Source organism: Paenibacillus sp. P4_A7, assembly GCF_056402455.1.
The window spans coordinates 1-9,280 of record NZ_JBFUHJ010000202.1; the positions used below are offsets into that span (position 1 = coordinate 1).

Sequence of the window (9,280 nt, forward strand, 5' to 3'; positions counted from 1 at the left end):
GGCAGGTTGAGTGAACGATTGAGCGCTTCACGAGCCGTAACGAGACCAAGAAACTTTTTGGTCACATTCATTGGAATATGAAAGCCCTTTTGACCGTCCTTCAGAACGATAGGTGAATCATCGATAATGCTGGCTGGTTGAATGATTCCTTGCTCAATTGCTGGTAAATAAGCTGCGATGGTTTTCATAGTTGAACCAGGCTGTCTAGTCATTTGTGTTGCATAGTTAAGCTGTTCTTCGTAGAAGTCACGGCCTTCGAGCATGCCTACAATAGCTCCCGTCTTATGATCCAACATAATTGCAGCTATTTGCTCCAGCCCTTTTGTTTCACTGTAGGCGGTAAAGTTTTTATCGTTAGAGCCAATTTCTCGCATTATCTTATAAACATCTTTGTCAATCGTTGTGTGAACCTTATAACCGCCTCGAAGTAATTGTTCACGAGCATCTTCGATGAGTGCGGCATTTTCTTTCTTGCGCAAATCCTCTTTTTTCAAAGTAGGATCTTGCTGCATGAGTAAAATCTCCGCAGCCTGACGCTCTGCCTCAAGCATCAGATACGGATAGGTCGTATAGGCCTTCTCGCTTGGCGCTGCGAGCGTCTGGCGAATGTCGAAGCTAAGTGCTTCGTCATACTCTTGCTGTGTAATGCGACCAGTCTCGAACATCCGCATTAATACCGTCTTTTGACGCTGTAAAGCAAGGTCGAAACCTTCTTGATTGAATTGACCCTTGCCATTAAAAGCGGTATAGGCGGAAGGACGCTGTGGCAAGCCTGCCAAGTAAGCTGATTGGGCAATGTTCAGCTTATTTAAATCGGTAATGTTGAACAAACCTTTAGAAGCTGCCTTGATACCAAATAAATTATAGCCGCTAGAACCGTTTCCGAAAGGAACCTTGTTTAAATAGGCAGTTAATATTTCTTCCTTCGTTAAATACCGTTCCATGCGAAGGGATAAAAATATTTCTTTTATTTTACGGCTGTCCGTCTTGTCTAGACTTAGAAATACACGACGAGCGAGCTGCTGCGTCAGTGTACTGCCGCCGGTTTGTGTATCTTCGTTCAACAGCTTTTGCTTAACAGCCCGTCCTAGTCCGTTAATGTCGACACCTTTGTGCTCGAAGAAATTATTATCCTCGATGCCAAGAACGGCGTTAATAACTTGAGGCGGCAAATCGTCATATGTAATAATCATACGATCCTCGGACGTCCGCAGCTGACCAACCAACGATTCATCATTAAAGTAGACATATCCTGTTATTGCATTTTCGCTAATCTTTTCTTCAATAATCGTACGCGGTCTGACTTCTTCATTTTTCACGAGTGAAGCAACGTAGCCCGTTACAGCTCCGCCAGCTAGCAAACCGATGAAAATTCCGAAAAAAACGATCCATTTTACAGTTATAAAAGTTACAATTCCGAATGTACGCCAATTGCTGTGTTTGACCTTTGATGGTTGATTATCTTCTTGCATCCTTATGATTCCTCCTCCAAATAGCAGATCTATTATATCATAAAACACCTAAGGAAGCAGGATTTAAGACAAATTGTTCTTCCAAAGGGAAGGGGGAGTTTCATGAGAAGATTTCTCGGGAACATCTGTCTACAACTTTAAAACAGTAAATTGCATCATAATGTGTATTATTTAGAAACATTAATCATTTACTAGCGTATTAAATAACGGAAGCATATGGAAAAGATGGATAATGAGAAAGGAGGAGGAAGTTGGAGACACTTTTTTTATCCTGTCTTATCGGTGGTATATTGTATGCCTTCGTAAGCGTATTATTTGGAGACTGGCTTAGTGTCGCATTGGACGGAGCGCTCGATTTTTTGTCATTCGAGGGTCATTCCTGGTTTCAGCCTACTACAATAGTTGGCGGTATTACTGTATTCGGAGGAGCAGGACTTTTACTTCTTCGATACTCTGCGTTTGGCGCGGTAGCTATTATTATTATCGCTCTGCTGATAGCTATCGTTTTGGGAGTTGCTGTTTTTTTTCTGTATGTTAAGCCAATGGAACAAAGTGAGAATTCAATCGCATTTTCTATGCAAGGCCTATCCGGCATGCTTGCCGAAGTTCTCGTCCCTATTCCATCTGCCGGCTATGGCGAAGTGATGGTGAAAGTAGGCGCAGGGGTTACGAATCAGATCGCTGCGAGTTTCGATGGAGTAGCGATTGCAGGCGGTAAACAGGTAGTTGTTGTAGAAGTAAAAGATAGCACGCTTTATGTATCCGAAGTTAGTTTTAATTAATTGATATGAATGTATAAGTTTCAATCAGTAAGGCACTTATCTATTTCCGCGAAGAAGAAGGCACTTGCTGCAAAAGTTGGTTACAGTCGTTTATTATTAAMTATTACAGGTAGGCGGGAGGAAAAATATCTATKCCAGAATATCTTATTATTCCTATTGTTGTTGTCGGTGTTTTTATCGTGTTGGGCCTTGCATTTTGGGCGCGCTTCAAGACCGTTAGTCCAGATGAGGCGATGCTTGTAACTGGATCGTTTCTTGGAAGCCGTAATGCGCTGACGGATGATTCAGGTCGAAAGGTGAAAATTATTAGAGGCGGGGGAGCTTTCATTCTTCCTATATTCCAGAAAGCGGAGTATCTGTCTTTACTTTCTCATAAGTTAGATGTTTCTACTCCAGAGGTCTATACGGAACAAGGTGTTCCTGTGATGGCAGATGGAGTCGCGATTATTAAGATCGGCGGTGCTATTGAAGATGTTGCTACAGCGGCTGAACAGTTTCTTGGCAAACCAACTGAAGCGTTGAAGGGTGAGGCGCAGGAGGTTCTCGAAGGGCATCTAAGAGCCATTCTTGGCTCGATGACTGTTGAAGAGGTTTACCGTAACCGTGATAAATTTGCTCAAGAGGTGCAGGGAGTTGCGGCTAAGGATTTGAAGAAGATGGGTTTATCGATTGTTTCTTTCACGATTAAGGATTTGCGTGATAAGCATGGTTACTTAGATGCGCTTGGGAAACCGCGTATTGCCGCTGTTAAGCGTGATGCGGAAATTGCCGAGGCGGAAGCGATTAGAGATGCTAGAATTCAGAAAGCACTTGCATCAGAGGCTGGGCAGAAGGCAGAGCTTCTTCGTGACACGAACATAGCAGAAGCGGAGAAAGACAAAGAAATGAAGGTTGCGTCATTTAAACGTGATCAGGATACAGCTAGAGCAGAGGCAGATCAGGCGTATTCCATTCATGAGGCCCGCGCGAAGCAAAATGTAGTGGAGGAACAAATGAAGGTCGAAATTGTTCGTAAGGATCGAGAAATTGATCTCGAGGCGAAAGAGATTTTACGTCGGGAGAAGCAATATGATTCGGAAGTGAAGAAGAAAGCCGATGCGGATCGATATGCGGTTGAGCAGGCAGCGGAGGCTAATAAAGCGAAGCTGCTTCGTGAAGCAGATGCTTTGCAATACCGAATTGAGGCAGAAGCGAAGGCGCATGCGACTCAAAAGCGGTTGGATGGCTTGGCAGTTGCCGAAGCTGAGCGAGCAAAAGGTACGGCCGATGCAGATGTTATACGTCTACGCGGTTTAGCAGAAGCGGAAGCAAAGGAGAAACTCGCCGAGGCGTTCGAGAAATTTGGAGAGGCTGCTATACTTGATATCATCGTTAAAATGCTTCCTGAACTAGCTTCTCAGATAGCCGCTCCTATCGGTAACATTGATAAGCTTACTGTTGTTGACACAGGTAATGGTGAAGGGGCGGCTCGCTTAAGCAATTATGTCACTTCACTTATGTCTACCGCTCCAGAAATGCTCAAGAGTGTATCGGGAATCGATGTGAACTCTTTAATTAAAGGCTTGACATCAAGATCGATTCCTACACCAGTAGCTGCTAGTAATGCTCCTGAAATATTGGCTGTATCGCCCAAGCTGCCGGACTTATCCTAAACTCTTCTAATCTATTCTAGTAAAAAAACCCTTGAACCAAAAGGTTCAAGGGTTTTCCTGTTATTAACGGCTGTAGAATTCGACGATTTGTTTCTCGTCGATTTCTTGGGAAAGCTCGCCGCGATCAGGCATGCGAAGGAATTTACCTTCCATTGCTGTCGCATCGAATTCCAAGTAGTTCGGAAGGTGATGACGGCCTTCCATAGCTTCTTTAATTGTTCTTAGGCTGCGGCTGCGCTCACGCAATCCGATTACATCGCCAAGAGAAACGCTGTAAGAAGCGATATCCACTTTCTTGCCGTTTACAAGTACGTGACCATGAGATACTAACTGACGTGCGCCTGCACGTGAGTTGGAAAGGCCAAGACGGTAAACGAGGTTGTCAAGACGGCTTTCAAGGAGGCCCATGAAGTTTTCACCGGCTTTACCTTTCATTTTTGCCGCTTTGTCAAATAAGTTGCGGAATTGTTTTTCGTTCAAACCGTACATGTGACGAAGCTTTTGCTTCTCTTGCAATTGAAGACCATAACCACTGATCTTTCTGCGTTGGTTATTACCGTGTTGACCTGGTGGAAATGGGCGTTTTGCAAGTTCTTTACCTGTTCCGCTTAGAGAAATTCCAAGGCGGCGGCTTAATTTAAATTTAGGTCCTGTATAACGTGACATGAGTATTGTTAACTCCTTCATCAAATAAATTTGTGAATGGGGTTGTGTTTCGCCGAATACGTTCAATGTCCGAGCATGCTCGTCCCTGATAAGCTAGTCAGCCGCTGGCCTACAGCGAACGTATTTCATGAGGGTGACACAAAACCGTACGCCCATCTATTCAACAATAAATATTATATGAAAAGCACCATACTTGTCAAGTTGTATGTGAGAAAAATAAGCATAGAGAATACGAGTCTAAAGTCCTACATTTTGCGGATAAAGTAGTGCAAAGTTCTCAAATATGAAGTATGATGTTTGTAACATTGGTTGAAGAATATAGGCTCATCTCCTTGATTTATAGATGGAAGGGTTGGGAGCTGCATGGTTGATCGAATGAATAGCGATCTTACACATCCTGAAACGTCAACAGTTATGAAAACATCGGATGAAATACAATCGATTTGGTTTACTAATGAAGACATTCGTGATGCGGACGAGTCTTTGCTGTCGGCTTTATTGTTGGATAGTTTTAATCTATGGGCGATTGAAGCTGCTGAACTGGCAATGTTCGAGATGGGACAGTTTATTTTAATTAATAAAGATGGAAGCGAAATAGCGTCAGCAGGGCAGGCAGCGAATTTGCAGGACCATGAGCGCGATGCTGTTCTTCATGAAATAGTGCCATCGGTGCTAAGCTTTGGGATGTCCAACTCTTATGAAAATAATAGTATGATCGCGTCAGCGGTGCCTGTCCGAAGGCGGAAGGACCAAGCTGTATTTTGCGTTCTCGTATACTTAACTTATGCACGAGCAGATAACTTTACAGAGCAGTTGCAAATTTGCGCTCTTCATTATCGCAGTTTCTTTTATCGTAACTATGAACAACTGTATGTGAAAGACCTATTGATTCAAGAGCGACGGACGGAGAAGGAAGCATCACGAAGAGATGCTCTGTTTCATGCAGCCAAACGTCTTTTTGATCATAACGACGTAACTTCATTGCTTTCTGAATTGCTGCACAGTCTTGAGCAACTGTATCCAAACTCAGAAGTYCATCTGTACTTGTCTCAGGATCATTTGAATGGAGATCCTCGAGTGAAGCCGCTTGTGTTTAAAAACGTTGAGAATGATCTTGTAGCAAGAGCATTCTTGAATGGTAAATCGGTATCAGAGAAAGAGCATGATGGTACGATTCGTCTAGCCGTACCAATGACAGGCAAACAGGCTGCTTACGGGGTGCTCTGCATGTCAATTGATCCTGAAAACTGGGATGAAGCAAATTTACCCGTTTTTTTGCTTTTAGCAGATACTGCGGGTTCTGCTTTCGAAAATGCCAAGTTATATGAGCAATCGAATTTACTTATCAATGAGCTTCGATTAATTAATGAGCTTACAAAGCGATTAAATCAATCACTTAAGTTGAAAGAAATATTTCAATTTGCAACTAGCGAGCTTTTGACTATATTTGATGCTGACTATTGTTGCGTATTACAATTGAATAAGGACAAAAACCAATTTGTTGTGATGTCCAGCAATTTTTCATCTTTAATGAGTGAGGAATTTACGCCAGAGTATGGCTTCTGTGGAATGGTTTACCGGACAAAGGAGCCTTTAATAATATCTGATTATTGGAATGCGCGAGTCGTAACATCTAAGCTAATGGATAATACGGGTTCTCGATCATTAATTGCAGCACCAATCATAGTCGATGAAGAAGCTGTAGGTGTCATTCTCGTTACGCACAAAACGCCTAATTACTTCTCGTATGATAATTACAAGCTGCTGCAGGTCATGAGCACGCATATTGGGCTAGCGGTTACGAATGCCTCCTTGCATGCTGAAGTGAGAAGAATGGTTATAACCGATAATCTGACTGGATTACATGCTCGTCATTACTTGAATGAACAAATTCAGAATCGTCAACGCAAAGATCCTTTTGGTTCACTAATATTGGTAGATATTGATTACTTTAAACGAGTGAATGATTCATATGGGCATCAGGTTGGAGATCGCATTTTGATTCAGGTTAGTCAAATTATTCGGGCATCGATCAGACTAGAAGACATTGCTGCTCGATGGGGTGGCGAGGAATTGGCGGTTTATTTGCCAGGTATTCGAGTCGAACAAGCTTATCGTATTGCGGAACGTATTAGAATGGATGTAGAGAAAGAAACGGATCCCGTTGTAACCGTATCATGCGGTGTGTCAGAATGGACGTTCGAGCATGAGAAGATTAGTGTGGAATCGTTATTCTATCGAGCTGACATGGCGCTTTACGAGGCGAAAAACAACGGAAGAAATTGCATCTTTGTTGGTAAAGAGTAGCGTTATGAAATATTAACTTGATTTATTGAAAATGAAGGGGACATCAAATGCGATGTCCTTTTCTTTTTACGTGCATATTGGAATAAAGAACGGGTGAGGAAGGGGACGATAAAACAAAGACTGGACACACAGGAGGAATGTAAGTGAAACCTAGACAATCAACGATAAGGTTTGGAATGGCAGTGATCACTTTGACAATGCTGTGCAGCTGCGGTAATATGACTGATCGAAGAACGCCGGAGAAATGGCTCTCGCTAGCTTACTCAGGACTGGCGGCAATGGATCAATATGAGTTTACCGGTTCACTAAGCGTTAAGGCTGCTGGAGGCGCGGTGCAGAAGCCAGAGACATTTGAAGGTAAGGTAATAGACCATAAGCAATTAACTGTCCAGACAGCCAGTCAGGAGCCGCTGCATTGGAATCCTGTACAGGTGCTAGAAGCGTTAAATCGTGAGAATAAAAAGGTGGTTGTTGCAAACGAGACGGTTAATACAGAAACGGTGACTTTACTAATCACTGAAGAAGAATCTGTCTCTAAACGCAGATGGGAGAAGCTGCTTATACAGCAGGTCGACCAATTGGCGTTAAATAGCCCCCTTGAAGAAGGGCAGTATAAGGAAGAGTGGGAGCGTGAGCTTACACGTTCTAGGAAGCAGCTAGACGAGATGCTCTCATCTATGCAAGTAATGACCATTTACGAGCTAGTTATTGATAGAAATCGGCTCTTGCCGTTAAAAATGGACGAGAAGACGATCTTTAACTATAAGCATGGCAAGCAAATGCTATCGGAGGAGAGGCATGCGGCTGTTCGCTTTCAATCCTTTGATGGCTCTTCGAGCCATACTGTTCAATAGAGTTTGATCATGTTACGATTAAATAGTAAGCCAAAGAGAGTTAAAGGAGAGGAATACAAATGCGCGATCCTAGATTAGAGAAGTTGGCAAAAAATTTAGTTCAATACTCTATTGACATTCAGCCTGGAGAAAATGTATTAATCGATATGATTGGCTCAGAACGTGAGCTTGTCAAATGTATAATTGAAGAGGTGGCGAAACGTGGAGGAAGACCGTTCGTAGAGACGAGTGATCGAACCGTACTACGTACCTTGCTTAAACACGCATCCAAGGAGCAAATGGAGCTGTGGTCAGCGCTTGATTTGGAGCGGATGAAAAATATGCAAGGCTACATTGGAATTCGAGCAGGAGAAAACGTGAACGAGCTTGCGGGCGTTCCTGATGCTAATATGCGATTATACGAGCAAATTTACAGAAATCCGGTACATATGGAGCAGCGTGTTAAGAAGACAAAGTGGGTAGTATTGCGTTATCCGAACTCTTCAATGGCGCAGCTTGCCAATATGAGCACGGAGGCGTTTGAGGACTTCTACTTCGACGTTTGTAATTTAGATTATGCCAAAATGGATAGAGCAATGGATCCGCTTCAAGCTTTAATGAGTAGAACGGACCGCGTTCGAATTGTATCCCCGGGAACGGATCTATCCTTTTCGATAAAAGGAATTGGCGCAAAAAAATGCTCCGGTCACCGTAACATTCCTGATGGCGAGGTGTTCTCGGCCCCTGTACGTGATTCTGTTCAAGGAACAATCACATACAACGCGCCAAGCGTTTATTCGGGAGTGACGTTCCAAAATATTTCTTTCACATTCGAGAATGGCAAAATTGTTAAAGCGGAAAGCAATGACACTGCAAAGCTTAACGAAATTTTAGATATGGATGAAGGCTCACGTTATATTGGTGAATTTGCGATCGGTTTTAATCCGCATATTTTACATCCGATGAACGATATTTTGTTTGATGAGAAGATTGCTGGAAGCTTGCATTTCACTCCTGGTCAAGCTTATGAAGAAACAGATAATGGTAATCGTTCTTCCGTTCACTGGGATTTAGTACTTATTCAACGTCCGGAATATGGCGGGGGAGAAATCTATTTTGACGATGTTCTTATTCGAAAAGATGGAATTTTTGTAATTCCTGAGCTAGAAGCATTAAATTCCGAGAACTTGAAATAATTGAAAATGAAGCGTTTTTAATATTTCCTCTTGCTGGATGTTACGTTTCGGGTTATCATGATGACAAAGCTAAGCTTCACTCAAAAAACTGGAGGGATATCCCATGTCAAACAATGCAGCTATCGTAGAAATTTCACAAACGGCTAGCCAATTCACTTCTTCTATCGTACTACAAGCCGAAAGCAAATATATTGATGTAAAAAGTATTCTTGGTCTGTTCACTACACTAATCGGTGGACATGCTTATGAGCTCCATGTTCACGGTCCTGACGCACAAGAAGCAAAAACGGCTATGGCTGAAGTATTCGCTAAACATAACCTTAACGTTACAGTTATTACTGAATAGTAGATCATGAATTTATGAAAGAGCAC

At 42.7% G+C, this 9,280-nt stretch carries 8 protein-coding genes; 6 read left to right on the forward strand and 2 right to left on the reverse strand.

The features are described from left to right. The coding region (locus AC1DWN_RS20550; protein ID WP_477560771.1) for a transglycosylase domain-containing protein at positions 1 to 1,472 on the reverse strand (1,472 nt) is incomplete at its 3' end. A 251-nt stretch (positions 1,473 to 1,723) separates the two neighbouring features. Here AC1DWN_RS20550 and AC1DWN_RS20555 point away from each other — a divergent pair. Continuing rightward, the gene (locus AC1DWN_RS20555) at positions 1,724 to 2,254 is read left to right on the forward strand and encodes an NfeD family membrane protein (RefSeq protein WP_477560772.1); all 531 of its coding nucleotides are present in this window, start codon (positions 1,724 to 1,726) and stop codon (positions 2,252 to 2,254) included. A gap of 131 nt (positions 2,255 to 2,385) precedes the next feature. Then, positions 2,386 to 3,906 (forward strand): flotillin family protein, encoded by a 1,521-nt coding sequence (locus tag AC1DWN_RS20560; RefSeq protein ID WP_477560777.1) that lies wholly within the window; start codon positions 2,386 to 2,388, stop codon positions 3,904 to 3,906. Positions 3,907 to 3,969: 63 nt separating this feature from the next. On the opposite strand, the gene rpsD is transcribed toward AC1DWN_RS20560, so the two are convergent. Then, the gene (gene rpsD / locus AC1DWN_RS20565) at positions 3,970 to 4,572 is read right to left on the reverse strand and encodes a 30S ribosomal protein S4 (protein ID WP_477560778.1); all 603 of its coding nucleotides are present in this window, start codon (positions 4,570 to 4,572) and stop codon (positions 3,970 to 3,972) included. Between the two features lie 363 nt (positions 4,573 to 4,935). Between rpsD and AC1DWN_RS20570 the strand changes: the two genes are divergently transcribed. The 4 genes from AC1DWN_RS20570 to AC1DWN_RS20585 all read left to right on the forward strand — a co-directional run bounded on the left by AC1DWN_RS20570 (position 4,936) and on the right by AC1DWN_RS20585 (position 9,254). Next, entirely contained in the window at positions 4,936 to 6,879 is a 1,944-nt protein-coding gene (locus tag AC1DWN_RS20570) for a sensor domain-containing diguanylate cyclase (protein ID WP_477560773.1), read from the forward strand. Between the two features lie 143 nt (positions 6,880 to 7,022). Further along, on the forward strand, positions 7,023 to 7,733 hold the full coding sequence (locus AC1DWN_RS20575) for a hypothetical protein (RefSeq protein WP_477560774.1): 711 nt from the start codon (positions 7,023 to 7,025) through the stop codon (positions 7,731 to 7,733). 59 nt (positions 7,734 to 7,792) lie between these two features. Further along, positions 7,793 to 8,908 (forward strand): aminopeptidase, encoded by a 1,116-nt coding sequence (locus AC1DWN_RS20580; RefSeq protein WP_477560775.1) that lies wholly within the window; start codon positions 7,793 to 7,795, stop codon positions 8,906 to 8,908. A 103-nt stretch (positions 8,909 to 9,011) separates the two neighbouring features. Then, positions 9,012 to 9,254: an HPr family phosphocarrier protein gene (locus tag AC1DWN_RS20585; RefSeq protein ID WP_477560776.1), complete on the forward strand. Its 243-nt coding sequence runs from the start codon at positions 9,012 to 9,014 to the stop codon at positions 9,252 to 9,254. The last annotated feature ends 26 nt before the right edge of the window (positions 9,255 to 9,280 follow it).

Excerpts from the sequence above, each read along its gene's own strand:
- rpsD (WP_477560778.1), bottom strand. The coding sequence starts at position 4,572 with ATGTCACGTTATACAGGACCTAAATTTAAATTAAGCCGCCGCCTTGGA.
- AC1DWN_RS20580 (WP_477560775.1), top strand. The coding sequence starts at position 7,793 with ATGCGCGATCCTAGATTAGAGAAGTTGGCAAAAAATTTAGTTCAATAC.
- AC1DWN_RS20585 (WP_477560776.1), top strand. The coding sequence starts at position 9,012 with ATGTCAAACAATGCAGCTATCGTAGAAATTTCACAAACGGCTAGCCAA.